At 68.1% G+C, this 24,234-nt stretch carries 25 protein-coding genes; 12 read left to right on the top strand and 13 right to left on the bottom strand.

All coding sequences use genetic code 11. From position 1 onward, the window contains the following. Window positions 1-6 precede the first annotated feature (6 nt). Complete coding sequence (locus ACIQC9_RS11435; RefSeq protein WP_400615879.1) at window positions 7-591, top strand: glutathione S-transferase N-terminal domain-containing protein; 585 nt, start codon at window positions 7-9, stop codon at window positions 589-591. On the opposite strand, the gene ACIQC9_RS11430 is transcribed toward ACIQC9_RS11435, so the two are convergent. Continuing rightward, a complete protein-coding gene (locus ACIQC9_RS11430; protein WP_400615877.1) occupies window positions 588-1,370 on the bottom strand; it encodes a sulfite exporter TauE/SafE family protein in 783 nt (260 codons plus the stop codon). The genes ACIQC9_RS11435 and ACIQC9_RS11430 overlap by 4 nt on opposite strands. 75 nt (window positions 1,371-1,445) lie before the next feature. Continuing rightward, window positions 1,446-2,027 (bottom strand): response regulator, encoded by a 582-nt coding sequence (locus ACIQC9_RS11425; RefSeq protein ID WP_400615875.1) that lies wholly within the window; start codon window positions 2,025-2,027, stop codon window positions 1,446-1,448. Between the two features lie 173 nt (window positions 2,028-2,200). On the opposite strand from ACIQC9_RS11425, the gene prfA reads away from it, so the two are divergent. Continuing rightward, window positions 2,201-3,268 (top strand): peptide chain release factor 1, encoded by a 1,068-nt coding sequence (gene prfA, locus ACIQC9_RS11420; protein WP_400615873.1) that lies wholly within the window; start codon window positions 2,201-2,203, stop codon window positions 3,266-3,268. On the opposite strand, the gene ACIQC9_RS11415 is transcribed toward prfA, so the two are convergent. The 3 genes from ACIQC9_RS11415 to ACIQC9_RS11405 form a co-directional block, all read right to left on the bottom strand. Beyond that, a complete protein-coding gene (locus ACIQC9_RS11415; protein ID WP_400615871.1) occupies window positions 3,265-4,542 on the bottom strand; it encodes an MFS transporter in 1,278 nt (425 codons plus the stop codon). The two genes, prfA and ACIQC9_RS11415, sit on opposite strands and share 4 nt — an antisense overlap. Before the next feature lie 85 nt (window positions 4,543-4,627). Beyond that, a complete protein-coding gene (infC, locus tag ACIQC9_RS11410) occupies window positions 4,628-5,149 on the bottom strand; it encodes a translation initiation factor IF-3 (RefSeq protein WP_400615868.1) in 522 nt (173 codons plus the stop codon). A 125-nt stretch (window positions 5,150-5,274) separates the two neighbouring features. Further along, window positions 5,275-6,237, bottom strand: coding sequence for a glycosyltransferase family 9 protein (locus tag ACIQC9_RS11405; protein ID WP_400615865.1), 963 nt, complete (start codon window positions 6,235-6,237; stop codon window positions 5,275-5,277). 66 nt (window positions 6,238-6,303) lie between these two features. On the opposite strand from ACIQC9_RS11405, the gene ACIQC9_RS11400 reads away from it, so the two are divergent. Beyond that, window positions 6,304-7,053, top strand: a complete 750-nt coding sequence (locus tag ACIQC9_RS11400; RefSeq protein ID WP_400615862.1) for an alpha/beta fold hydrolase — start codon at window positions 6,304-6,306, stop codon at window positions 7,051-7,053. Window positions 7,054-7,078: 25 nt separating this feature from the next. After that, on the top strand, window positions 7,079-7,300 hold the full coding sequence (locus tag ACIQC9_RS11395; protein WP_400615860.1) for a hypothetical protein: 222 nt from the start codon (window positions 7,079-7,081) through the stop codon (window positions 7,298-7,300). A 4-nt stretch (window positions 7,301-7,304) separates the two neighbouring features. Here ACIQC9_RS11395 and galU read toward each other — a convergent pair whose 3' ends face one another. Both galU and glmS read right to left on the bottom strand, forming a co-directional pair. After that, window positions 7,305-8,183 (bottom strand): UTP--glucose-1-phosphate uridylyltransferase GalU, encoded by an 879-nt coding sequence (gene galU / locus ACIQC9_RS11390; protein ID WP_400615857.1) that lies wholly within the window; start codon window positions 8,181-8,183, stop codon window positions 7,305-7,307. A gap of 55 nt (window positions 8,184-8,238) precedes the next feature. Then, a complete protein-coding gene (gene glmS / locus ACIQC9_RS11385) occupies window positions 8,239-10,053 on the bottom strand; it encodes a glutamine--fructose-6-phosphate transaminase (isomerizing) (RefSeq protein WP_400615855.1) in 1,815 nt (604 codons plus the stop codon). 163 nt (window positions 10,054-10,216) lie between these two features. Here glmS and glmM point away from each other — a divergent pair, with 163 nt between their 5' ends. Continuing rightward, a complete protein-coding gene (glmM, locus tag ACIQC9_RS11380; RefSeq protein ID WP_400615853.1) occupies window positions 10,217-11,566 on the top strand; it encodes a phosphoglucosamine mutase in 1,350 nt (449 codons plus the stop codon). Here the strand turns inward: glmM and ACIQC9_RS11375 are convergent. Genes ACIQC9_RS11375 through ACIQC9_RS11360 form a run of 4 tightly spaced genes read right to left on the bottom strand, consistent with a single transcriptional unit; the run spans window position 11,563 to window position 15,745 of the window. Further along, window positions 11,563-12,153, bottom strand: coding sequence for a DUF805 domain-containing protein (locus ACIQC9_RS11375; RefSeq protein WP_400615851.1), 591 nt, complete (start codon window positions 12,151-12,153; stop codon window positions 11,563-11,565). The two genes, glmM and ACIQC9_RS11375, sit on opposite strands and share 4 nt — an antisense overlap. Then, window positions 12,153-12,905 carry a ribonuclease T gene (locus ACIQC9_RS11370; RefSeq protein ID WP_400615850.1) on the bottom strand — a complete coding sequence of 251 codons (753 nt, stop codon included), beginning with the start codon at window positions 12,903-12,905 and terminating at the stop codon, window positions 12,153-12,155. Before ACIQC9_RS11370 ends, ACIQC9_RS11375 begins: the two co-directional genes overlap by 1 nt. Further along, window positions 12,905-14,218, bottom strand: a complete 1,314-nt coding sequence (locus ACIQC9_RS11365) for an FAD/NAD(P)-binding protein (RefSeq protein ID WP_400615848.1) — start codon at window positions 14,216-14,218, stop codon at window positions 12,905-12,907. Before ACIQC9_RS11365 ends, ACIQC9_RS11370 begins: the two co-directional genes overlap by 1 nt. 27 nt (window positions 14,219-14,245) lie before the next feature. Then, window positions 14,246-15,745 (bottom strand): phosphomannomutase/phosphoglucomutase, encoded by a 1,500-nt coding sequence (locus tag ACIQC9_RS11360; RefSeq protein ID WP_400615846.1) that lies wholly within the window; start codon window positions 15,743-15,745, stop codon window positions 14,246-14,248. A gap of 149 nt (window positions 15,746-15,894) precedes the next feature. On the opposite strand from ACIQC9_RS11360, the gene gpmA reads away from it, so the two are divergent. The 4 genes from gpmA to ACIQC9_RS11340 all read left to right on the top strand — a co-directional run bounded on the left by gpmA (window position 15,895) and on the right by ACIQC9_RS11340 (window position 19,804). Further along, window positions 15,895-16,611, top strand: coding sequence for a 2,3-diphosphoglycerate-dependent phosphoglycerate mutase (gene gpmA, locus ACIQC9_RS11355; RefSeq protein WP_400615843.1), 717 nt, complete (start codon window positions 15,895-15,897; stop codon window positions 16,609-16,611). Further along, window positions 16,608-17,234, top strand: a complete 627-nt coding sequence (gene ribD, locus ACIQC9_RS11350) for a bifunctional diaminohydroxyphosphoribosylaminopyrimidine deaminase/5-amino-6-(5-phosphoribosylamino)uracil reductase RibD (RefSeq protein ID WP_400615842.1) — start codon at window positions 16,608-16,610, stop codon at window positions 17,232-17,234. The genes gpmA and ribD overlap by 4 nt, the downstream gene beginning before the upstream one ends. 63 nt (window positions 17,235-17,297) lie before the next feature. Then, window positions 17,298-18,572 (top strand): pentapeptide repeat-containing protein, encoded by a 1,275-nt coding sequence (locus ACIQC9_RS11345; protein ID WP_400615840.1) that lies wholly within the window; start codon window positions 17,298-17,300, stop codon window positions 18,570-18,572. Continuing rightward, complete coding sequence (locus ACIQC9_RS11340) at window positions 18,569-19,804, top strand: pentapeptide repeat-containing protein (protein WP_400615838.1); 1,236 nt, start codon at window positions 18,569-18,571, stop codon at window positions 19,802-19,804. The genes ACIQC9_RS11345 and ACIQC9_RS11340 overlap by 4 nt, the downstream gene beginning before the upstream one ends. A 51-nt stretch (window positions 19,805-19,855) precedes the next feature. On the opposite strand, the gene ACIQC9_RS11335 is transcribed toward ACIQC9_RS11340, so the two are convergent. Then, complete coding sequence (locus tag ACIQC9_RS11335) at window positions 19,856-20,323, bottom strand: Hsp20 family protein (protein ID WP_400615835.1); 468 nt, start codon at window positions 20,321-20,323, stop codon at window positions 19,856-19,858. A 287-nt stretch (window positions 20,324-20,610) separates the two neighbouring features. On the opposite strand from ACIQC9_RS11335, the gene ACIQC9_RS11330 reads away from it, so the two are divergent. The 3 genes from ACIQC9_RS11330 to ACIQC9_RS11320 all read left to right on the top strand — a co-directional run bounded on the left by ACIQC9_RS11330 (window position 20,611) and on the right by ACIQC9_RS11320 (window position 23,423). Next, window positions 20,611-21,435 carry a class I SAM-dependent methyltransferase gene (locus ACIQC9_RS11330; protein WP_400615833.1) on the top strand — a complete coding sequence of 275 codons (825 nt, stop codon included), beginning with the start codon at window positions 20,611-20,613 and terminating at the stop codon, window positions 21,433-21,435. Between the two features lie 81 nt (window positions 21,436-21,516). Then, window positions 21,517-22,431, top strand: coding sequence for a class I SAM-dependent methyltransferase (locus tag ACIQC9_RS11325; RefSeq protein ID WP_400615831.1), 915 nt, complete (start codon window positions 21,517-21,519; stop codon window positions 22,429-22,431). After that, window positions 22,428-23,423: an alpha/beta fold hydrolase gene (locus ACIQC9_RS11320; protein WP_400615829.1), complete on the top strand. Its 996-nt coding sequence runs from the start codon at window positions 22,428-22,430 to the stop codon at window positions 23,421-23,423. The genes ACIQC9_RS11325 and ACIQC9_RS11320 overlap by 4 nt, the downstream gene beginning before the upstream one ends. On the opposite strand, the gene hisN is transcribed toward ACIQC9_RS11320, so the two are convergent. After that, window positions 23,420-24,229 (bottom strand): histidinol-phosphatase, encoded by an 810-nt coding sequence (gene hisN / locus ACIQC9_RS11315; protein ID WP_400615827.1) that lies wholly within the window; start codon window positions 24,227-24,229, stop codon window positions 23,420-23,422. The genes ACIQC9_RS11320 and hisN overlap by 4 nt on opposite strands. Window positions 24,230-24,234 lie beyond the last annotated feature (5 nt).

Raw genomic sequence — 24,234 nt, 5'->3', positions numbered from 1 at the left:
CTTTACGTGACCGCCCCATCGCCGTTCGCGCGCAAATGCCGGATCATTGCGCGTGAGAAGGGGCTGATCGACCGAGTCGAGGAAATCTTCGTCGACCCCTATGCCAACACGCCCGAACTGGTGGCCGCCAACCCGATCGCGCAGGCGCCATGTCTGATCGCCGAGGACGGCGAGCCGATCATCAACAGCCCGCTGATCTGCGAATATCTGGACGAGATCGGGTCGGGGGCGCGGCTCGTTCCCGACAATGCAACGGATCGGCTGCGTGTTCGCCGGCTGGACGCCCTCGCCAATGCGGCGCTCGAAATGGGCGTGAAGCTGGTGCTGGAGAAGCGCCGCCCCGAGGCGGAACGGTCGCCGTCGTGGACCCGCCGCTGGACGGAGAACATGGCACGGGCGCTGGACGCGCTTGAGATCGCCCTGCCCGAAGGCGACGACCTCGACATGGGCGTCATCACTGCGAGCGTCGCCGCCACATGGATCGGCTTCCGTCACCCGGACTTCGACTGGCGAACGGGCAGACCGCGTCTCGTTGCGCTGAGGGACCGTCTGGAAGCCCGACCCAGCTTCGTCGAGACCTTTCCGGCCTAGGCCAGCACGCCCGCCAGCTGCAGGCCCTGGAAGGCGGCGAGGAACAGAAGCAGGCAACCGACCGCGTAGGTCAGTGCGCGGCGGGGCACCTTCTTGGTGATCAGCCCGGCGAAGGGCGCGGCGATCAGGCCGCCCACGATCAGGCCCGCGACCGCCGATGCATGGTTCTCCAGCGCGCCGGCCTCTTCCCAGTGTCCGGTGACCAGCGACCACACGAAGGTGGCGCTGATGGCCACGGTCAGAAAGAACTCGGCCGTATTGACCGTACCGATCGCTCGCCGGGGTTCCTCGCCCGCCGCGACCATGGTGGACGATACGGTAGGACCCCAGCCGCCCCCGCCGATGGCGTCGAAGAAGCCGCCGACCAGACCGATCGGCGAGACGATCCACGCCGGGCGGATCTTGCGCGGCTTGATGTCATGCCCTGCACGCCAGAGAATGTAGCAGCCGATGATGGCCAGATAGGCGACGATGAACGGCTTGATAATGTTCCCGTCGATCCCTGCGAGGACATAGGCCCCCAGACAGCCGCCGATCACTCCGGCGATGGCCAGCGGAATGAACAGCCGCCACTCCACGTTCTTGTGCATCACGTGGCTGGTCGCCGAAGCGGCCGTTGTGAAGACCTCGGCGCCGTGAACGGAAGCAGACGCCGTCGCCGGCGGCACGCCAAAGGCCAGCAGGACCGACGAAGAGATCACGCCATAGGCCATGCCCAGCGCGCCATCGACCGACTGGGCCAGCGCCCCCACGAAGAAGAACAGCAGAAACGTTTCCATGAAGCCCCTTCACGCCTGTCGTTCCAGCAATGATCGGCGACGGCCAAGGTTGCAGATACGACCGCCGCTGCGGCGTCAGGCCGTGATCCGGCCCAGCGCCGCCAGCACCTCGCGCCCGGTGTAGGGCTTGCTGACCAGCGCCTCGGCCAGATCCGCATGTCGCGCCGCCGCCGTGACGTCGCCGGACAGGAAGATCGACGGCACGCCCCAACGATCCTTAAGCGACCGGGCCAGATCGATACCCGACGAGTCGTCGGCGAGGTTGATGTCCAGCAAGGCCACATCGACCGGATGCAGGGCGGCGGCGACCTCGGCGGCGGCCACGTTCTGGAACGGACCGACGGCGCGATGCCCCGCCTCGCTCAGCACGGCGATCAGATCGGCGGCGGTGTCCGCATCATCCTCGACGATCAGCAAGGTCAGCACCTCCGATGGCTCGACGTCCGAGGGATCGGCCGTCGGCTGGCGGGTGACCACGGCGCGCACATTCTTCCAGACCAAGGCGGGCTCACCGGTCGCATCCAGATCGAAGATCCGCGCGAGCGCGCCCAGTTCTTCCAGCGCTGCGGCCGGCACCGCTCCGCCGTCCAGCAACGGATCATACAGGCGGCACAGGTCGGCGACGCTGTCGACGGGCGAGGGCGTGGGATCGGTCATAGGGTCTCCTGAACAGCTCAGCTGACAGCTAGGCGCCGCCGCCGACGGCCGAAACCCGCGTGACGGGCTTGTTATCGCGGATCACATTCGCTCCAGCCCGGCGTGACGGGCTCCATCGACACGGGCGAACGGGGCGGGTAAGCCTCCGCCCCACTCCAGACAGGACCGATCTTTTGAGACTTCCGCAGGCCCGGCTTGATCAGGTGCTCGACCGCTTCCATCAGGTGGAGGCGCGCATGGGCGCGGCCAGTGACGGCGCCGAGATCGTCCGCCTGTCGAAGGAGCACGCCGAGCTCAAGCCGGTCGCCGACGCCGTCCAGGGGCTGGCCCGGGCGCGTGCCGAGATGGCCGATCTGGAGGTTATGGCGTCCGACCCCGAGATGGCCGAGATGGCCGCCGAGGAACTGCAGGCGCTGAAGGACCGGATGCCGGACCTCGAGCGCGACGTGGCCCTGCTGCTGGCCCCGCGCGACGCCGATGAGAACGCCTCGGCCGTGCTGGAAGTCCGCGCCGGGACCGGCGGCGATGAAGCCGCCCTGTTCGCCGGCGACCTGTTCCGCATGTACTCGCGCTACGCCCAAGGGCGCGGGTGGCGGGTCGAGATCGACAGCCTCTCTGAGGGCGAGGCCGGCGGCTACAAGGAAGTCGTCGCCACGGTCACCGGCGACGGCGTGTTCGGTCGGCTGAAGTTCGAGAGCGGCGTTCACCGGGTGCAGCGGGTGCCGGCTACCGAAGCGGGCGGCCGCATCCACACCTCCGCCGCCACCGTCGCTGTCTTGCCGGAAGTCGAGGACGTCGAGATCGAGATCCACGACAAGGACATCCGCATCGACACCTTCAGGGCGTCTGGATCAGGCGGCCAGCACGTCAACAAGACCGACTCGGCTGTACGCATCACCCACCTGCCCACCGGCATCGTGGCGACGTCATCGGAGAAGTCGCAGCACGTGAACCGCGACAAGGCGATGAAGAACCTGCGTGTCCGCCTGTACGACCTCCAGCGCACCGCCAAGGATCAGGCCCGGTCGGACGCGCGGAAGTCTCAGGTCGGCTCGGGCGACCGCTCGGAACGCATCCGCACTTACAACTTCCCGCAAGGCCGGGTCACCGACCACCGCATCGGCCTGACCCTGCACAGCTTGCCGCAAATCCTCGAGGGCGACCTCGATCCGATGCTGAACGCCCTGATCGCCGAGGATCAGGCCGCGCGTCTAGCGGACCTCGAGGCCGAGTTCGGCTAGGCCGACGCCTGACCGCGCTTCAGCGCGCGCCCCGCATTGATCGCCATGATCGCAGCCGGGACCGTCAGCGCCGCTCCGACCAGGAACGGCCAGTCGTGTCCGAAGGCGGAGAACATGGCGCCGGCCGCGATCGGGCCAAAGATGCGCGCGATCGAGCCAGAGGCCATGTTCAGGCCCAGCATCGCGCCCTGACGATCCGGCGGCGTGGCCCGACTGATCATCGCGGAGATGTTCGGCATGGCCAGCGACATGCCGCAGGCCCCGAAGGCCATGATGACCGGAATGATCCAGCCCTGAACGATCGGCAGGGTCAGGGCGCCCAGCGACAACTCGGTCGCCGGAAACCACTGCACCGGCGCCAACACCTGCAACACCAGCGACGCGCCGAACAACAGCATGCCGGTCGCCAGCACGCGCGTCTCGCCGAACCGCCGCGCCAGCCGGCCGGTGAAGAAGCCCTGATTGAGAGAAGACACGATCCCCACGATCATGAAGCTGAGCCCCACCTCGCGGGCGCCCCATGCATAGCGGCTCTCGGCCCACAGGCCGAACACGCTCTCCATCGCCGAGAAGCCGGCCATGTAGATCAGGGTCACCAGCAGAACCCGCGACACCACAGGATTGACCCGGGCGTCGTGCAGGCCCGACAGGAAGGCCGGACGCGGAACAGCCGGATCGGCTTTCGCGCGGCTTTCACGCAGGAAGATCACGACCCCGACGGCCGCCAGCGCCGCCAGTCCTGCGGCCGTGAAGATCGGCAGCTGATATCCGAGACGCCCCAGTTGAGGCTGGGTCAGCAAGCCGCCCAGTCCCGGCCCGACGATGAAGCCGAGACCGAAGGCCGCGCCGATCATCCCCATCCGCCCGGCGCGCTGCTCGGGCGGCGTCACGTCCGCAACATAGCCTTGAACCGTAGAGATGTTGCCGGCGCCCAGACCGGTGAACAGCCTGACCGCGATCGCCAGCCAGACATTGGGCACGAAGGCCAGCGCCAGATAGCCGAGCGCATTGGCCACCAGCGTCATCAGCAGCACAGGCTTGCGCCCTATCCGGTCGGATAGCCGCCCCCAGAACGGCTCGGCGAAGAACTGGCCCAGCGAATAGGCCGAGAACATCAGGGTGATCTGCCAGGGCTCCGCCTTCAGGCTCTGGGCGAAGAACGGCAGCAGCGGCACCACCAGCCCGAACCCGACCAGATTGATGAAGACCGTCGCGAACAGCACCGCCAATGCGGGAGCCTTGGCGGCGGGAGGGGGTGCGACAGTCTGGCTCATCCGGCAGGCTTAGCCGAGTCTGTCCGGATACAGAAACGCCCCGGCCGGGGGCCGGGGCGTCGCTGTTTCGGGATCGATCCGCCGCCTATTTTGGCGCCAGGATCATGATCATCTGCCGGCCTTCCATACGCGGGGCGTATTCGACCTTGGCGATCTCGTCGAAGTCGGCCTGAACCTTGTTCAGCAGTTTCATGCCCAGCTCGGGGTGGGCCATCTCGCGTCCGCGGAAGCGCAGGGTGATCTTCACCTTGTCGCCCTCGTCGAAGAAGCGATGCATCGCCTTGGCCTTCACCTCATAATCGTGGGTGTCGATGTTCGGGCGGAGCTTGATCTCCTTGAGCTCGACCACCTTCTGGCGCTTGCGGGCCTCGGCCTTCTTCTTCTGCTCCTGGAAGCGGTGCTTGCCGTAGTCCAGAATTTTACAGACGGGCGGATCCGACGTCGCGACGATCTGAACCAGATCCAGCCCGGCCTCCTCGGCGGCTTCCAGCGCGGCGGAGGTCGGCATGACCCCCTGCTTCTCTCCATGCTGATCGATCAGCAGGACGCGCGGCGCGCGGATATCGTGGTTCATGGGCGGCCCGTCCTTGACGGGCGGCTGGTTCATCGGACGGCGAATGGGCGTCGGTTCCTTATGTGGACGAAACGGTCTGGTGTTCTGACGAGACGAAGCGCGCGACGTATCGCGGCATCCCCTCTCGGGCCCCTATATGCGCCCGAAAGCCCGTTTCTTCAAGGTTTCCCGGCGCCCGGCGCGGCATAGGCGTCGTGCAGGGCCACGACCGCGTCGAACACATGGTCGACCGTCAAATCCTCGATCGGCGCGAACTGGCCGCGGGTCTCGTTGGAGGCCGCTGTCCGGGTGCGCGGCCCCCACGGTCCGTACAGCCACCACTCCGTCGGCCCGAACAGGCCCAGCGTCGGCCGCCCAAGCGCGGCCGAGACGTGCATCAGTCCAGAATCGTTGCCGACGAACAGGGCCGCCCGGTCAATCGCGGCCGCCGAGGCCAGAATGTCGCCCTTGCCGACGAAGTCCATGCCGCGCGGACCGGCCGCTTCCAGCGCGGGCGTCGCGGGCGGCCGGTCGCCGGGTCCGCCCACCGGCATGAAACGCCATCCGTCAAAGCGGGGCTCGGCCTTCAACCGCTCGACCAGCGCCCCCCAGCGATCCGCGGGCCAGCTCTTGCCCGGCTGGTGGGCGATCGGGGCCAGCGCAAGAATAGGGCCGCGGCCTGCGCCGCCAGCCAACTGGGGGTCGATCACCGCCGCCGCCTCGGCGCGCGCCCGGTCGTCGACGAAGATTTCCGGATCCAGCGGCCGGTCGGCGCCCATAAGCCGCGACACCATCTCGACCTTGCGCAGGCCGGTCTCCCACTTGCGGCTGTAGACGACCCGTCGGCGCGCCGGCAGCAGCCAGGCCAACGCTGACCCCCGGATATCGATCACCAGATCCCAGCGCGTGCCGACTGTCTGGCCCCACAGCCCGAACCAGTGTCCGGCCAGCTTCTTCTTGTCGAGAATGATGATGCGGTCGACGCCGGGCGCAGAGCGGAAGAAGGGCGCGGGTGGGCGGCCGCAGGCGACTGTGATCCGCGCGCCGGGCAACTGACGTCCGATCTCGCGGATGACGCCCGAGGAGATGACGCAGTCGCCGATCCGGTTGGAGCTGACGAAAAGGACTTTCGGGGTCGACACTTTGGCCCTTCGCTTCGATTGCTTCCGCTGGCTATCAGTGTCCGCCCGAATGCGCGAGAGAAAGCCATGGACGATATCGAACGCCTGACCCGCCCGGACGGCGAGACCCTGGCCTTCCGCCGCGTACAGGGCGCCGGTCCGACCGTGCTGTGGGTCGGGGGCTTCCGCTCCGACATGGACGGGACCAAGGCGCTGGCGCTGGACGCAGCAGCACGGGAGCGTGGCTGGAGCTACGTCCGCTACGATCACTTCGCCCACGGCCAAAGCTCTGGCGACTGGCGGCGGGCCACGATCGGACGTTGGCGGGAAGACGCGATAGCCCTGGTCGACAGTCTCGAAGGGCCCATCCTTCCGGTCGGTTCTTCAATGGGCGGCTGGGTGGCGCTGCTGCTCGCACTGGCCCGCCCTGAGCAGATGGCGGGACTCGTGCTGGTCAATCCTGCGCAGGACTTCACCGAGCGATTGATGTGGCCCGGTCTGGCCGACCACGAGCGTCAGGCCATCCTGCGCGAGGGCGAGACACTGGTCGTCGAGGAGGGGCTGGGCAGCTATGTCCTGACCGCCCGGATGTTCGAGGAGGCCCGGCAGTGGTTGCTGCTGGACGGCGCCGTGTCGATCTCGGCGCCGATCCATATCCTTCAGGGGCAGGCGGACGACGTCGTCCCATGGCGACACGCGATGGCGCTGGTCGACCGGCTGACGGGCGGCGACGTGCTGCTGGAGCGGCTCGAGGGCGGGGATCATCGCCTTTCATCGACCGGCGATCTGGACAGGCTGGTCCGGACCGTTGATCTAATGCGGCACAGGGGCGTTTAAGCGTACATACAAAAGGATACCGACCATGCGGGCCATCACATCCATCGCCGCCGTGACGCTTCTGGGCTGTCTGGGCGCGTGCGCCTCGATGAACGGACCCTCGACCGACGACGCCACCGAGCGTCTCGCCGCCGACTGCAAGGCGCGGGGCGGCATCCTGCTGCCCATCCGTCAGCCGACGGGGCGCCCGGAAATTGAATCCGCCTGCAATATTCCGGACGGCGCCTCGAACATCCGCCGCGAGTAGGGGGTCAGAGCAGGCTTGAGATCGCCGCCCGGGCGGCGTCTCCGAGATCGGCCCGTTTCAGCGCCAGCGCGACGTTGGCCTTCAGCAGGCCGATCTTGTCCCCGCAGTCGTGAGTGACGCCTTCATATTCGACCGCCGTGAACGACTGGGTCGTCATCAGGCGTGCCATTCCGTCGGTCAGCTGGATTTCTCCGCCCGCACCGCGCGGCTGGTTTTCTAGAATGGCGAAGATTTCGGGCTGCAGGATGTAGCGGCCGGAGATCGAGAGGTTCGACGGCGCCTCGCCCCGGGGCGGCTTCTCCACCATCCCCTTCATGCGGATATGGCGACCGTCGCGGCCTTCGGGCTCGACAATGCCGTACTTATGGGTCTCGCTTTCGGGCACCTGTTCGACGCCGATCACGTTGCCGCCGACCTCGGCGTAGACCTCGGCCAGTTGCTTCAGCGCACCCGGCTGACCGTCCACGATCACATCCGGCAGGATCACCGCGAAGGGCTCATCGCCGATGATGTCGCGCGCGCACCAGACGGCGTGACCCAGACCCTTCGGCTGCATCTGCCGCGTGAAGCTCATCTCGCCGGCCTGCGCCAGTTCGCCGTTCATCATCTCGAGGATTTCGGTCTTGCCCTTGGCCAGCAACTGGGCCTCGAGCTCGATCTGGTGGTCGAAATAGTCCTCGATCGCGCCCTTCGACCGGCCGGTGACGAAGACGATGTGCTCGATACCCGCCTCGCGCGCTTCCTCGACGATGTAGCTCAGGATAGGCCGGTCGACGACGTTCAGCAGTTCCTTCGGCGTCGTCTTGGTGCCGGGCAGCACGCGGGTGCCGAGGCCAGCCACGGGCAGGACGGCCTTGCGAAGGCGGCGGGGAGAAGCGGTCATGCGAAATCCTGAACAGCGAGGGCGCGCACCCTAACGCATCGGCGCCCGAAAGCGATCACTCGACGGTGACGGACTTGGCCAGATTGCGGGGCTGGTCGACGTCGGTGCCCTTCTGCACGGCGGTATAGTAGGCCAGCAGCTGCACCGGCACGGCGTAGACGAGCGGCGCGATCAGCGGATGACACTCGGGCGCATCCACGCGACGGATGCCGGCGCCGTGGGGGTCAGGCGCGCTCTTCGGAGCGATCATGATGACCGGCCCGCCGCGCGCGGCGACCTCCTGCAGGTTCGAGGCGGTCTTTTCGTAGACGTCGTCGAGCGGCGCCAGCGCGACGGTCGGCGTGTCCTCGTCGATCAGCGCGATCGGTCCGTGCTTCAGTTCGCCGGCGGCGTAACCCTCGGCGTGGATATAGCTGATCTCCTTCAGCTTCAGCGCGCCTTCCATGGCCAGCGGGAACATGGCGCCCCGGCCGAGGAACAGGACGTCCGTCGCCTTGGCCAGATCGTGGGCGACCTCGCGCAGGGCTCCGTCCATCTTCATCGCCTCGGCGATCAGGCGCGGGGCCTCGAACAGCGCTTTGACCAGTTCGGCTTCGGTCGCCGGATCGATGCGGCCGCGCTGCACGCCGGCCGACACGGCCAGAGCCAGCAGGGCGGCGACCTGCGCGGTGAAGGCCTTGGTCGAGGCGACGCCGATTTCGGGACCCGCATGGGTCGGCCACAGAACGCCGGCCTCGCGCGCCATCGACGACGAATGCACGTTCACCAGCGCGGCCGTCTTGAGGCCCTGCGCCTTGCACCAGGTCAGGCTGGCCAGAGTGTCGGCGGTTTCGCCCGACTGACTGACGGCGACCGCCAGTGTGCCCTTGGTCAGGGCCGGGTTGCGATAGCGGAACTCGGACGCGATCTCGACGTCGCACGGCAAGCCGGCGAGCTTCTCGAACGCATAACGGCCGATCTGGCCGGCGTAGAAGGCGGTGCCGCAGGCGACGATCTGGATGCGCTCGACGTTGGCGAAGTCCGCCTCGTTCGGATTGGCGCGACCGTTCACGAAGTCGAGGTAGTGGCTCAGGGTGTGCTGGACGCTGTCGGGCTGCTCATGGATTTCCTTCTCCATGAAGTGCCGATACTCGCCCTTCTCGACGAGGGCGGAAGACGCCGAGACCTGCACGATCGGATGCTCGACCGGCTCGCCGGCGACATTGAACATCCGGGCGCCGGCCCGGGTCACGGCGACATAGTCGCCCTCTTCCAGATAGCTGATCTTCTGGGTGAACGGCCCGACCGCCAGCGCGTCAGAGCCCAGATACATCTCGCCTTCGCCCCAGCCGACGACCAGCGGGCTTCCGCGCCGGGCGCCGAGGATCAGGTCATCCTCGCCCTCGATCAAAACGGCCAGCGCATAGGCGCCGGTCAGCCGGTCCAGCACGCGCTTGAAGGCCACCAGCGGGTCGTTGACCTTCGAGAGTTCGCTGTCGATCGCATGGGCGACGACTTCGGTATCAGTCTGGCTCTCGAACGTATGGCCCTGCGCGATCAGCTCGGCCTTCAGCTCGGCGAAATTTTCGATGATGCCGTTGTGGACCAGCGTGACCCGGCCTGCCTTGTGCGGGTGGGCGTTGGCTGTGGTCGGGGCGCCGTGGGTGGCCCAGCGGGTGTGGCCGATGCCGACGGTCGATTCCAGCGGCTCGGCCGCCAGCACGCCTTCCAGCTCGCGGATCTTGCCCTTGGCCCTGCGGCGTTCGATGCGCCCGTCGACCAGCGCGGCGACGCCGGCGGAGTCATAGCCCCGGTATTCCAGCCGCTTCAGGCTGTCGATCAGACGGGGAACGGCCGGGCCGGTCCCGGTCACGCCAATGATGCCGCACATGCAGAAAGGTCCTCGAACTGGTCCCCGGTTCGCTTTGCACGCGAGCTCCGGACGGTCTAAGGCGACCGTGACGATCTGGCGCCGGTTTAGGCGACAGCCGTCGGCAATTGCACCTGAAAAGCGGTTTCGCAAGGTTACGTGCGGCCGCGGAGGAAGACGACGCTTGGCTGACAGACGCTATTTCGGCACCGACGGCATCCGGGGCCAGGCCAATACTCACCCGATGACGCCGGAAGTGGCGCTGCGCGTGGGTCTGGCCGCCGGCCGCATGTTCATGTCATCGGACGACCGGCGACATCTGGTCGTGATCGGCAAGGACACCCGGCTGTCGGGCTACATGATCGAACCGGCGCTGGTCGCGGGCTTCGCCTCGGCCGGAATGGATGTGCTGACCTTCGGCCCGCTGCCGACGCCGGGCGTGGCCATGATGACCCGGTCGATGCGGGCGGACATCGGCGTGATGATCTCGGCCTCGCACAACGCCTATCTGGACAACGGCATCAAGCTGTTCGGCCCGGATGGCTACAAGCTGTCAGACCAGGTCGAGCTCACCATCGAATCCATGATGGACGAGGATCTCGGCGCCGGCCTCGCCCCTGCTGACAAGCTGGGCCGGGTCAAACGGATCGATGACAGTCAGGCCCGCTATATCGAGATCGCCAAGGCCAGCTTCCCCAAGGGCCTGAGCCTTCAAGGCCTGCGCATCGCCATCGATTGCGCCAACGGCGCCGGCTACAAGGTGGCCCCGACCACCCTGTACGAACTGGGCGCCGAGGTGTTTTGCGTGGGCGTCGAGCCCAACGGGCTCAACATCAACGACAACTGCGGCTCGACCCATCCGCAGACGCTGGTGGAAGCGGTCCACCGTCACGGCGCCCATATCGGCATCGCCCTGGACGGCGACGCCGACCGGGTCATCATCTGCGACGAGAAGGGCCAGATCGTCGACGGCGACCAGATCATGGCTCTGGTGGCGCTCGACTGGTCGCGGCGTGGGCTGCTGACGGGTGGCGGCCTCGTCGCCACGGTCATGTCCAACCTTGGTCTGGAACGCGCGCTGCTGGCCGAGGGCCTGACGCTGGAGCGCACGAATGTCGGCGACCGTTATGTGATGGAGAAGATGCGCTCGGGCGGCTTCAATGTCGGCGGCGAACAGTCCGGTCACATCATCCTGCACGACTACGCCACCACCGGCGACGGCCTGATGAGCGCCCTTCAGGTGCTGGCCGTCATGGTCGAGAGCGGCCGCCCGATGAGCGAACTGGCCCGCCAGTTCGAGCCGGTGCCCCAGCTGCTCGAAAACGTCCGCTACGCCGCCGGCAAACCGATGGAAGCCGCCTCGGTCAAGGCCGCCATCGCCGACGCCGAGGCCCGCCTCAGCGGTCAGGGCCGTCTTCTGGTCCGTAAGTCCGGCACCGAAAAACTCATCCGCGTCATGGCCGAGGGCGACGATGAGGCGCTGGTGAAGACAGTGGTCGGCGACGTCGTCGCGGCGGTTAAGGCGGCGGGTTAGACCGTCATCGGGCCATATCGGTTCGGCCCCAGCCTTCCAGGCAGTGCGAGCATGACGATCAGGATCACGAGCGTGACATTGTAGATCATGCCGCTGACGAGGCCGGCCCCGAACAGGGCGAAGTTCGGCGTCGGGCTTGTTATCATGTCCTGCATCGCCATCGGGTACAGGCATATGCAAACGCCCAGAAAGGCTGCGGGGACCAGACCCCACCACGCAGCCCGTCCGGTGTCGTGCAGACGGCGGGACACTGCGGCCGCGAGCAGTATGATCGCCAGCACTACACCGCCGGTGACAACGGCGAACAGCAGCTTAAACTCCGGAATGCCGGGCGCGCCCGCGTACCCCGGGTCGACCTGCATCGAATACTCTCGCGATGACGATTGAATCGTCACTGCATCGGGATTGGCGACGGCAAAACTCTGCGTGTCGCCGAACATCCGCGTTATGACGAACGTCATTCCGATGCTGATGACCGCAAAGACAAGAATGAAGACGATCGCGGCGTGGGGCCAGAAGAGGCCGCGACGGTCTCGACCGGAAAAGCGCGTCAGATTCCGGAAGCCATGGGTCAAGGGGTTGCTCATCACGCCCTCCCTGCTTGCCGCACCGGCTCCACCGTCAGCACCACCGGATCCGGCGTTCCCACGTCCCCGCCCGGACAGGCCCGCGCCTTGAACTGCAGGTCGTGACAGATGCGCACCTCGCGCAGCCGGTTGCCGGAACTGACGGCGATATAGACGCCCTCGCGCGGCAGGCCCGGATTGGCTCGAGCAAAGGCGTCGCGCAGTTGACCCGCAGTCGGACCACGCTCGCCGGGCGCGAGTGTTGTCGGATCCGGTCGGATGAGAGCGTCGTAGAGCGCGGCTGACTGTTCGAAATAGGCCTCCGGCGTGTCCCAACCGCATGTGCCGTGTGCTGCCCACTCGTGCTGAACCAGATCGACCGACGGCGTCCGGCACAGCTCGGAGCGGATGGTCTCGGCCCGGACCTGTTCGGCGGGGCGGCAGTAGCGTGGGTAGGGGCGGCCGTCCGAGTTCGGCCACAGGCCATGCAAGGTCCAGCCAAAGCGGTTCTCGCCTCCGCAGGCCAGATCACCCTGACCGTCGCCTCCGGCCCTGCAGGTCTCCGGCATCCAGGTGACGGCCAGCATATGGAACAGGATCGGCCGGTCGGCGACCACCTCGTCCGGCCGCACATGCTCCATTTCCGGCGCCGGAATGCGGTCGGGCAGGGTGCAGGTTTGAGCGACCGCCACAGGGGCCGCGGCCGGTGGAAAGGCCACCCTCACATCGCAGCCGGTCAGGGCCAGCAGGCCGATCAGAGCCCATCGCCGCATCATGTCGTCTCCGTCAGCGCGCCCGCCACATCCTCGATCCGCTTGCGGATGTCTGGCACGGCGATGGTTTCCCAGAAGGCCGCTCGCGCCGGAGGGCCCAGGACGAACAGTTTCGAATCGGCCACGCCGTCCGCGCTCAACACCCGTCCCTGCGGATCCAGATCCAGTCCCAGTCTCAGCGCATCCAGCCGCGCCCGGCCCGAGGCGATGAGCGGCCCGGTCAGAGCGTCCTTCGCCGGATCGTGCCCCGGCCCGGTGCAGTCGATCAGCCAGCGGGCGGTCAGCGGCGGCGCCTCCGGCCCGGTGCGCGGCCGGAAGGTCAGCGCGACGCCATCCTCGGTTTCCTTGATCGTCCGCACCCGTCCGGCGGTAACCGTCAGACGCCCGGCGGCCTGCAGCGCGGCGATGGCGGCGGCGATGCTGTCGGCGATCCGGTGCCGGTGCACGTCCCACCACGGCCGCAGATGTCGCACCAGCCGCGCCCGCGTTGGCGCGTCCGCCTCCTGCCACAGCCGGGCCGTGATCGGCCGCAAGCCTTCCATCACGCCCCGCCAGCCGGCATCGCCCGCCAGCCGCCGCGCCTCATGCAGTCGCGCCGACGGCGCCGCGTGCAGCAGATCGTCCGTGGGCGGAACAGCTGCATCCGGCTGCGCCTCATGCCCGCGCGGCAGCAGCCCGCGTCGCGACAGAGCCTTCGCCCGCCCGCGCCAGCCACGGGCCTCAAGCCACAGCACCATGTCCACCATGGTGAGGCCGGTGCCGACGACGATGACGTCGTCCTCTGCCCCGACCCGATCCAGCGCCCCCGTCGCCCACGGATCACCAATGACCCATCCTCCGCCCTCGCCCGGCAAGGCGGTCTTCGGCGCCGGATTCCCCGTGGCCAGCACGACGGCTTGAGCTTCGACCTTTCGCCCGTCGGAAAGGCTGACGCCCGTTTCGTCAACTGACGTCGCTTCGCCCGTGACCCGTTCGATCAGCCCCGGGTACGCTTCCTCTACCCCCGCGAGGCGATCCTTCACGTACAGCCCATACAGCCGGCGCGGCGCGAATCCTTCGGGGTCGGCCCGGTCGGGATGGTTCGCCGTCAGCCAATCCACGAAATCATTCGGGCGCCCCTCGACGGCGCTCATCCGGTTGGAGCGGACGTTCAGCAGGTGCCCGTCGAACGGCGTCGAATAGGCGACGCCCAGCCCGAACGCGCGGCCCCTGTCGATCAGCGTCGAGGCGACGCCCTTTTCCGCCAGCCGCGCAGCCAGCATCGCTCCGGAGAAGCCTCCGCCGATGATCGCGATGCGTCTGGTCTGGGTCACGCCGCCTCCCCGCGCCGCAAGTCCGGCTCAGATTTCCTGATTGTAGGCGCCGATCTCGGGATAGTTCGCCAGTCGGGGCTTTACCTCGTCGTGGAACAGGGCGCGCATGTCGTCTTCCGACCGCATGCTCTCGACCACCACCACCAGCTCGGGCTTGTTCGACGAGGCGCGCACCAGCACCCACGAGCCGTCCTCCAGATGCACCCGTACCCCGTTGACGGTGATCGCCTCGACGATCTTCCGGCCAAGGATCGAACCGCCGCTGTCGGCCAGCGCCTGATACTCGGCCACGATCCGCTCCAGCACCTCGTACTTCAGCTCGTCGTCGCAGTGAGGCGACATGGTCAGGCTGGTCCAGGCGTCGGGCAGGGCGGCCTTCAGTTCGCTGAGCTTCTTCCCCGGATTTCGATCCAACATGGCCAGGACGGCGCCGGCCGCGACGATGCCGTCGTCATAGCCATGGCCCAGCGGGGCGTTCAAGAAGAAGTGGCCCGACTTTTCGAAGCCCGCCAGCGCGCCCAGCTCCGCGGTCTTGCGCTTGATGTAGCTGTGGCCCGTCTTCCAGTAGACGGTATTCGCCCCGTTCGCCTTCAGCACCTCGTCGGTCTTGTAGAGACCTGTCGATTTCACATCGACGACGAAGGTGGCGTTGGGGTGCAGGGCGCTGAGGTCGCGCCCCAGCATCAAACCGATCTTGTCGGCGAATATCTCCTCGCCCGTGTCGTCCACCACCCCGCAGCGGTCGCCGTCGCCGTCGAAACCGAGCGCCAGATCGGCGCCGGTCTCGCGCACCCGCTGCGCCATCTGCATCAGCATGGCGTGATCTTCCGGGTTCGGATTGTATTTCGGGAAGGTGTAGTCGAGCTCGGTATCCATCTCGATCACCTCGGCCCCCATCCGGCGCAGGGCCTCGGGAGCGAAAGCGCCGGCGGTGCCGTTGCCGCAGGCGGCTACGACCTTGATCGGCCGGGTCAGCTTCACCTTGGAAACAATGTCAGCGATGTATTTCTCGCGGAAGCCGTCGATGCGGGTCAGGGTCCCGCCGGCGCGGCCGACGCCCTGATTTTCGAGCACGATGTCTTTCAGGCGTCCGATCTCGTCGGGGCCGAAGGTCAGCGGCGGATTGGCGCCCATCTTCACGCCCGTCCAGCCGTTCTCGTTGTGGCTGGCGGTGACCATGGCCACGCAGGGGGCGCCGAGTTCGAACTGGGCGAAATAGGCCATCGGCGACAGGGCCAGACCGATGTCCAGCACCTCCATGCCGCCTTCCAGAAGACCCAGCGTCAGGGCCTGTTTCACGCTCAGCGAATAGGAACGGAAGTCGTGGCCCACAACGATCTTCGGCCGCTGGCCGATCTCGTGGACATAGGTCGCGAGGCCCAGACCCAGCGCCTGAATGCCCAGCAGGTTGATCTCCTTCTCCAGCACCCAGCGCGCGTCGTACTCGCGAAACCCCGTCGGCTTGACCAGCGGCGTGGTCTCATAGTCGGCCGTGTTGGGACGGAGGTCCTGGCGGGGCTTCAGCATGGGGGGCCTTTCGGAATCCGGATCGACCGTGGCTATAGGCCAGCGGACCGGGTGGGGACAACAACGCCGGTCGTGCGTTCCGGCTGCATTCCGTCGCCTTGACCGACGCCGCGCCCGGTCCTACCCCGACAACTCTATCGGAGACGCCCATGCCCCGCCTGATCCTGCTGCGCCACGGCCAGAGCCAGTGGAACCTTGAGAACCGCTTCACCGGCTGGGTCGACGTCGACCTGACCGCCGAGGGCGAGGCGCAGGCGCGGCGGGGTGGAGAACTGATCGCCGAGGCCGGGTTCAGGCCAGCGGTCATGTTCACCTCGGTCCTGACCCGGGCGAAGCGGACGGGCGCGCTGGCGCTGGACGCCGCAGGCCTGAAGGCCGTGCCCGTGGTCGAAGACTGGCGGCTGAACGAGCGCCACTACGGCGGCCTGACGGGGCTCGACAAGGCCGAGACGGCGGCGAAGCATGGCGAGGATCAGGTGAAGATCTGGCGGCGCAGCTACGACATCCCCCCGCCGCCGCTGGCGCCGGGTGGGGAGTGGGACTTCAACGCGGACCCTCGCTACGCCGGCAAGGCTATTCCGGATACCGAAAGCCTGAAGACCACACTGGACCGGGTCCTGCCCTACTGGAATGACGCCATCGCCCCGCGCCTGAAGGCCGGTGAGGATGTGCTGATCGCGGCCCACGGCAACTCGCTGCGCGCCATCGTCAAACACCTGTTCTCCGTGCCTGACGATCAGATCGTCGGCGTCGAGATCCCGACCGGCAATCCGCTTGAGATCGAACTGGACGCCGGACTGAAGCCGACCGCCGCCCGCTATCTGGACGCGGATCGCGCGACCCCCCTGCCGGGAATTCCGGGGTGAGCGCCGCCGACGACGCGCGCTGGATGCAGCGGGCCATCGATCTGGCCAAGGCGCGCATGGGCGAGACCTGGCCCAATCCGTCGGTCGGCTGCGTGATCGTTAAGGACGGCGAGGTCGTCGCCGAGGAGGCCACCGCGCCCGGCGGCCGCCCCCACGCCGAAGAACAGGCCGTGCCTGAAGCGGGCGACAGGGCGCAGGGCGCAACCGCCTATGTGACGCTGGAGCCCTGCGGCGCCCGGTCCTCCGGCCGTAAATCCTGCTCGCACTTCCTGACCGAGGCCGGTGTAGCGCGCGTGGTCGTGGCCGCGGTTGATCCGTCGCCTTTCGCCGCCGGACGTGGCGTGGAGCGCTTGCGCAAGGCGGGGCTTGAGGTCGAGACCGGCCTGCTCTCGGACGAGGCGGCGGTCCTGTACGAAGGCTATCTTCATCGCGTCGAGACCGGCCGCCCCATGGTCCGCATCAGCGAGACCGGCGAGGGTTTCGACGCCCGCTTCGCCGCCTCGGCCAAGGCCGACCTGACCACCGAGCTGAACCGTCTCGGCGAGGCCGGCTACACCCGCGTCTGGGTCGGCCCGGGAGAGCTTGCGGACGCATTGGCCGAGCAGGGGCTCTTGACCGTCTGACGTCGACGCAGCGGCAGGATGGTGAACACGCTTCCTTAACAGCCGACGTGCCAGAATGGGACTATGTCGGCCAATACCGCCCAGCCCGTCGCCAGAAGGCGCATCGACCAGCACGAACTGGACGCCATCTGCGCCCGGCACGACCGCCTCTGGCAGGCGCGCCCCGGGGGCGCCCGCGCCGTTTTCGCCTGGATGGATCTGTCGGGTCTTAGCCTTAAGGGCCGCAATCTCGCCGATGCGGATTTCGCCGCCGCCAGCATGATCGGGTGCGACCTGTCCGGCGCGCGTCTGGACAACGCCACCTTCTTCGGCGCCGACATGCAGGACGTGATCCTGATCGACGCCAGTATGCGCCGGGCTGACCTGCGCGGCGCCTGCCTGCGCGGCGCCGACCTGACCGGGGCCGATCTGTTCGAGGCCGACCTGCGCGAAGGGGCGATCGCCGCCGCCGACGCCAAGCTGGGGTTCAAGATCGTCGAGGCCAAGTCGCGCAACGACACCGAGGCCCAGGGCGCCTGTCTGGTCGGGGCCAATCTGGAACGGTCCAAGCTGACCGGCATCGTTGCCGTGGCGGCCGACTTCTCCGACGCCATCATGAAGGATTGCAAGCTGGTTCGCGCCAATCTGAAGCAGGCCAGCTTCAAGGGCGCCGATCTGGCCGGGGCCGATCTTTCGGGCGCGGACCTTTCCGGCGCTGACCTGCGCGACGCCATCCTCGTAGGGGTGAAATCGGCCATGTGGCGCACGGACGGCGCGGACATGTCCGGCGCGCTGACCGACAACCGTCCGGCTGGCGAGCCCGTCGATCGCATGCCCGCCGCGAGCATGTTGTCCGAGCACGCCCTCTGGTGTGAAACGGGCGGCGCGGAGGGGCAGCCCTCCGTGTTCAACGGCGTCGACCTGCGCGCCCTGCGTTCGATCAAGGGCTATAATCTGACCGCCCTGTCCGCCAAGGACGCCGTCTTCTACGGTCTCGACATGGAAGGCGTTCAGCTTCAGGGCGCGCACCTTGAAGGCGCTGACCTGCGCTCGGTGAACCTCAAGGGGGCTGACTTGCGCGGCGCCCGATTGCTGGGCGCCCGGCTGAACGGTGCGGACCTGCGCGAGGCTCAACTCGGGCCGTTGATGATCGCGGCGGATCGCCTGCTGCCCGCCGATCTGACCGGGGCCTGCCTGCGCGGCGCCGACCTGACTGGCGCGGACCTGAAACGCGCCATCCTCACCGACGCCGACCTGACCCGTACAAATCTGCACGGCGCCTGTTTGCGTCAGGCGGAACTCACCAATGCCGTCACCGTCGGGGCGCGCGGCATGGATACGGCGGTCGCGGTCGCGTGAGCGCCCTGCAACGCCGCGCCCTCAGCCAGGGCGAGCTCGACGTCATGATGGCGGCGCACGAGCGCCTGCTCGAAGGCCGCCCCGGCGGTCGCCGCCTGATGCTAAAGTTCGCGGATCTGAACGGGCTCGATCTCGTCGGCCGTAATCTGTCGGAAGCGGACTTCACCGGCGCTTCGCTGGAGCGCGCCCGCGTCGTCGGAGCCCGGCTGAAGGACGCGGTTTTTTTCTGCGCGGACCTGATCGGTGCGGATTTCACCGGCGCGGACCTGACACGCGCCGACCTGCGCGGCGCCTGTCTGCGCGGCGCGACCCTGATCGACGCCGATCTGACAAAGGCGGACTTCCGCGAAGGCGTCATCGCCGTGCCGCACGCCACCCGGGGGCTGGCCGAGGCGCGTGAAGAGCTACGTCGCGGCGTCGCCGACGGGGCCGTCTTCTCCGGCGCGGTGCTGGACCACTCCCGCTTCGACGGCGTCACGGCGGTCAAGGCGGACTTTACCGACTGCTCGATGCGCGGGGCTTGCCTGAACGGCGCGAACATGCGGGACGCCAACCTGTCCGGCGCCCTGCTGGAAGACGCGGCGGTCGAGGGGACCAACCTGTCCGGGGCCCAGCTACGCGGCGCGGTGCTGACGGGCGTCGCCACCGACAGGGCGACCATGGACCGGGCCGACCTCACCGGCGTGCTGCGGGCGCCCTCGGCCGATGCGGCGGCCAAGGCTGAAAAGCTTCTGGAAAAAGCGCTGGACGCCAACGCCTGGGCTGAAAGCGGCGGCGTGTTCGGCGATCCCGCCGTGTTCGACAACGAGGACCTGCGGCCCCTCGCGGGTCGCCTCCAGAATCTCAAGATGCCGGGGCTGACGGCGAAGGGCGCCTGTCTGGTCGGCATGGATCTCCGCAAGATCGGCCTGCAGGGGGCCTGTCTGGACGACGCCGACCTGCGCGGCTGTGACCTCCGCGACGCCGACCTGCGCGGCGCCCGGCTGAGCCGCGCCTTGCTGCACAAGGCCGATTTGCGAGGGGCCCTGATCTCTGGCCTGCCACTGGGCAAGCAGCGCACCCTGCCGACGGTCCTGACCGACGCCGGTCTGCGCTACGCCCGGCTTGAGCGCGCCCAACTGGAGGGCGCCCATCTCGGCGGGGCGGATCTGACCGGCGCACGGCTGGACGCCAATGCGCTCAGCGACGAGCAGCGCGCTTCTCTGGCTCCGTCGGGCTCCCGCGCCGCATAGAAAAAGGGCGGCGCTTTCGCACCGCCCTTTCAAGGTCAGGTTCGACGAGGCTTACGCCGCCGCCTTGCCCTTCTTGCCTTCGATCAGCTTCGAACCGCCGATCTCGATACGACGCGGCTTCAACGCCTCCGGCAGCTCGCGCTGGAGTTCGATCGACAGCAGGCCGTTGTTCAGGTCCGCCGTCTTAACGACCACATAGTCGGCCAGCTGGAAGCGGCGCTCGAAATCGCGCTCGGCCAATCCGCGATGCAGGAAGTTTCGCTCGGCTGAGGCGTCATCGTTGGCGGTCTTGCGGCCGGTGACGGTGAGCAGGTTTTCCTTCACCTCGATGTTCAGCTCGTCGGGCTTGAAGCCGGCGACGGCGATCTCGATGCGATAGGCGTTCTCGCCCGTGGTCTCGATATTGTAGGGCGGCCAGCCGTTTTCCTGGCTGGTGCGCGCGGCGCTTTCCAGCAGATTGGCCAGACGGTCGAAACCGACGGCGGAACGGTAAAGCGGCGAGAAATCATAGGTACGCATGGGGCATCCTCCTGAGGATCAGCAAGGTTGGCCGGTCCCGCGGTTTGTGCCCGGACCGGCGATGGGAGTTCGGCTCGTGCGGCCCGTGATCGGCCCCGCGCGCTCCGGAGGCCCCGGGATCGGCGGCCTCGACCGGTGAGATGGGAAGGCCTGTCCAGGCGTCAAGGGGAGGGCTTCAAGGGGAGGGCGTTTCCCGCGTGAAAGCGCCGCGCCGTTCACGCCGCGCTTGCCCGGCGCGACGCATGCGGTCAGGGTCGCCCGCAAATCCCGAACCCCGGAGACTGTCCATGCGCCTGAGCGCCCTTGTCCTCGCCGCCTTCGTCCTGCCGACCGCGGCCGCCGCCCAGACCTTGCCAACCCTGCCGACGCTCGACGAGACCCCGGCCCAGCGCACCGCCCGCCGCGCCGCAATGACGCCGCCGGAGCTGCAGGAGGATACGGCGCTTCAGGCCGCCATTGGCTCGGATACGCGCCCCGCCGCCGACACCGCCCGCGACGCCTTCCGCCATCCGTTCGAAACCCTGACCTTCTGGGGCCTGACCCCCGGCTCGACCGTCGTCGAGATCGAGCCCGGTCGCGCAGGCTGGTGGCGCAATATTCTGGAGCCCTACGCCGGCGCCACCGGCGGCCGCTACGTGCCGGTCAACCGCCCGCTCGAGGGCATGGGCGTCGAGGACGGCTCTGCGGACCTGATCGTGGTCGCCCGCGCCTTCCACAACTGGCACCGCGCCGGCCGCACCGCTCCCTATATGCAGGCCTTCTTCAAGGCGCTGAAGCCCGGTGGAATTCTGGCTGTGGAACAGCATCGCGGCGCCGAGGGCCTGAATGCCGACGCCACCGCGCCGACCGGCTATGTCTCCGAGAGCTATGTCATTCACGCCGCCCAGGCCGCCGGCTTCGTGCTGGACGCCCGCAGCGAATTGAACGCCAATCCCAAGGACGATCACGACCATCCCTATGGCGTCTGGACCCTGCCTCCGGTGCGGGTCAGCGCACCGCGCGACGGCGTCGCGACCGACCGCCCGACGCCCCTGACCGAGGCCGAACGCGCCGCCTTCGACGCCATCGGCGAGAGCGATCGTATGACCCTGCGTTTCCGCAAGCCCGCCTGATCGGCGACAATGTCGCGAAGCGTTTTGACCGGGCCGGGGAACAGCGTTAAGCCCGACGGATCAGGGCCGACAGGGGTAAGCATGGCTGAGACGGAAGACGGCAAGTCCGGCACGCCATCGCGCCGGGTGCTGCTCTCCGGCGCGGCCTGCGCGGGTCTCGTCACGCTTGCAGGCTGCGGGCGCAAGGAAAAGACCGCAGAGCCTCCGCCCCAGCCGAACGGTCCCGCGCAAGGCTCGCTGCAATGGGCGATCGAGGGACCGTGGCGCCCTGTGGCGGACCGCGCGCGCGACGCCTTCCGGCATCCGGCCGAGACCCTGCGCTTCTTCGGTCTTCAGCCGCGCATGACCGTGGTCGAATTCTGGCCCGGCAGCGGCTGGTACACCGAGATCGTCGCCCCTTACCTCGCGGAAGGACAGGGCAAGTACGTCGCCGCAGGCTTCCAGACGGGCCCCGGAACGGATCCGGCCCAGACCCAGCTGATGGCCAACTTCCAGCAGCGTTTCGGGACCGATCGCAAACTGTACGGCGAGATCGAGTTCTCAGCCTTCGGTCCCACCTCGGGTCCGGTGACCGAGGCGGGCACGGCCGATCTGGTCATGTTCATGCGCAATATCCACGCCTGGATGGCCGCAGGCATCGCCGAGAAGGCGTTCGCCGACGCTTGGGCCGCCCTTCGTCCCGGCGGCATCCTCGGCGTAGAGCAGCACCGTCTCGCCCCGGATGAGGATCAGGATCCTGCCGCCGCCAACGGCTATGTGCAGGAGGCCTTCGTCCGGCAGCTGGCCGCCGAGGCCGGCTTCGCCTTCGTCGCGGCGTCCGAGATCAACGCCAACGCCGAGGACACCAAGGACCATCCCTTCGGCGTCGACACCCTGCCGCCCATGCGCCTGACGGCGCCGCGCGGCGAGCCGGCCAATCCCTCTTTCGACCGCAGCGCGTATGACGCCATCGGCGAGAGCGACCGCATGACCCTGAAGTTCAGGAAGCCCGAGTGACCAGAGTCGACGCAGATACCGCACAGGCGCCCCTGATGGGGGTTCCGGGCGCCACGCCTCCTCCGGGCGGCGTGGGCGAATGGTTCCGCGGCGCGGGCGGCCTGCGCCTGCGCGCCGCCCTGTGGACCCCCTCGACCGGCGTGGTCGCCCAGCCGCTTGGTACTGTGGTGCTCAGCCCCGGCCGGACCGAGCCGATCGAAAAATACTACGAGCTGATCGGCAACTTTCTCGCCCGCGGATGGTCCGTGCTGGCCCACGACTGGCGCGGTCAGGGCCTGTCGGCCCGACTGCTCCCCGACCGCCTGAAGGGCCATGCCCGGGCGGCCGAGGAATTCCTCGACGACTACGCCCGCCTGCTAGACGCCTTCGAGGCCCGCGCGCCCAAACCCTGGCTCATGGTCGGCCATTCAATGGGCGCCGCGCTGAACCTGATGACGCTGGAAAGCGGCGAGAAGCGCTTCTCCGGCGCGGTCCTGTCCAGCCCCATGCTGCGCATCAAGACCGGCAAGCGCTCGATGTGGTCGGTCAAGCTGGCGGTGCGCTGGAACCTGCGCAACGGCCACGGCGGAGAATACATTCTCGGCGATCCGGACGATCCGTTCGACCACACCTTCGAGGAAGACGCCCTGACCTCGGATCAGCCGCGTTACGAGCAGTGGCGTCAACAGCTCTACGCCTGCCCGCATCTGGCCATCGGCGGCCCGACCTGGGGCTGGCTGTCCTTCGCGCTGGACGTCGGCGAGCGGGCGCTGAAGCCTCGGGCGCTCAAGTCGGTGAAGACCCCGGTCGTCATCGTCGAGGCGGGGGACGACCGCATCGTCTGGAAACAGACCGGCAAATGGGCCGCCCAACGCCTCCCGCGCGGCCGCTACGTCGAGTCGCCGGAGTCGAAGCACGAGATCATCATGGAGCGGGACGAACTGCGCGCCCTGTTCCTGGAGGAGTTCGACGTGATGGCCGCTCTGGCGACGGACGCGCCAGCGTCCGCCTAAAGCGCCGCGCGTCTCAGGGTCACCAGCGCCTGTTCGCGGATGCGGGCGTCGCCCACGGCCAGAATCTGGCCCGTGTCGTCCGGCGCCTCGCCTCGCCAGTTGGTGACCTCGCCGCCGGCCGCGTCGATCACCGGAACCAGCGCGGTCCAGTCCCAGGGCTTCAGCGCGCTTTCGGCGACCAGATCGATCCGCCCGGCCGCCAGCATGGCGTAGGCGTAGGCGTCGCAGCCCAGCCGGGCCAGCCGCGCCGCCGCGCGCACCTGCGTCCACGCGCCCAGCTCGGCCCCGGTGAAGATGTCGGGATCGGTGGTGGCGATGACGGCGTCGTTCAGGGAGGCGATGGGGCGTGTGCGGATCGGCGTCGTCCCGCCTCGCGCCCTCATCACGGCGCCGGACGGTCCGCCCAGAAACAGCTCGCCGACATAGGGCTGTGAGATCGCGCCGATGACCGGCTTGCCGGCGTGTCTCAGCCCGATCAGCGTTGTCCACAACGGCAGGCCGGCGATGAAGGCGCGGGTGCCGTCGATGGGGTCCAGCACCCAGACGAACTCGGCGTCCGGTCGGTCCTCGCCGTATTCCTCGCCGATCACGCCGTGGTCGGGCCAGCGTTCGGCGATCAGCTTGCGGATGGCGGCCTCGGCCTCCTTGTCGGCCTGGGTTACGGGGTCGAACGCCCCGGGGCCGCCCTTGTCCGCCTCGTCATACTGGCCCCGGAAGAAGGGCAGGGTCACATCGGCGGCGGCGCGCGCCAGATCGACGACGAAGGACTCGAGTTCGGTCATGCGGGCGGCATAGCCGCCCGGCATGATCA

The sequence above is a fragment of the Brevundimonas sp. NPDC092305 genome (assembly GCF_044755415.1).
GTDB lineage: Bacteria > Pseudomonadota > Alphaproteobacteria > Caulobacterales > Caulobacteraceae > Brevundimonas.
This window is presented reverse-complemented; position numbering and strand designations above follow the sequence as displayed.